This is a genomic window from Bacillus sp. JJ634, assembly GCF_036962285.1.
Taxonomy (GTDB): Bacteria; Bacillota; Bacilli; order Bacillales; family DSM-1321; genus Peribacillus; species Peribacillus asahii_A.
Genome location: NZ_JBALMU010000069.1, coordinates 20,763 through 21,530, shown reverse-complemented (window position 1 = coordinate 21,530; position 768 = coordinate 20,763). Strand labels below are relative to the sequence as shown.

The 768-nt window shown below is 36.5% G+C and carries 1 protein-coding gene; it reads right to left on the bottom strand.

The features are described from left to right. Positions 1 to 142: 142 nt before the first annotated feature. Entirely contained in the window at positions 143 to 523 is a 381-nt protein-coding gene (gene speD / locus V7068_RS11950; protein WP_499712985.1) for an adenosylmethionine decarboxylase, read from the bottom strand. Positions 524 to 768 lie beyond the last annotated feature (245 nt).

Sequence of the window (768 nt, the reverse complement as noted above, 5' to 3'; positions counted from 1 at the left end):
AAGTGTGGGATAAAAAGACTTTCGTACACCATATTGTTTATCACACGGTTTAGGGCTCAGTTGTGCGAGGCTAGAATCAATAACGGCACATACCGAGCTATAAAAAAAGAGATGCTCTACAGCACCTCTGTATGTTCAAACCTTATAATACACCTATTTTAGTTGCCTTTATGTGCACTGGGCCCATCCCGCGTGGTAATTCTATCTTTTCACGCGTTTCGGCATTTAATGCTTCAGCAATATAATCTGCCGCAATATTTGGATCTAAATCTCCACATGTGTATACATCGATGCTTGCATATCCGTGTTCTGGAAAGCTGTGAATCGTTAAGTGTGATTCAGAAATAATGACAACTCCACTTACTCCTTGAGGAGCAAATTTATGAAAAGCTACCTCACGTATCTCTGCACCTGATTTTAAAGCAGCATTAACGAATGTTTTTTCAATAAACTCAATATTGTTCAATTTGTCAAAGTCACAACCCCAAAGTTCGGAAATAACATGTCTACCCATTGTTTCCATGTTTAAGCTTCCCCCTTAAACAGATTTAGGAATTTTATAAATTGAACATTAATAACTACCATGGGGGGAAAGTTAGTCCAAAGAGGTCCTAACCCTTTAAGCAGCCATTAGGTAAGCCTTTTATGAAGAAGCTCACGACTCATAGTATATGTTTGATTTTCTTTTGCAACCGACTTTTAATTTTCAACATAACAGAAGTAATTTATTATTATTGTTAATTTCAAGAAAAATAACGTTGTGGATTT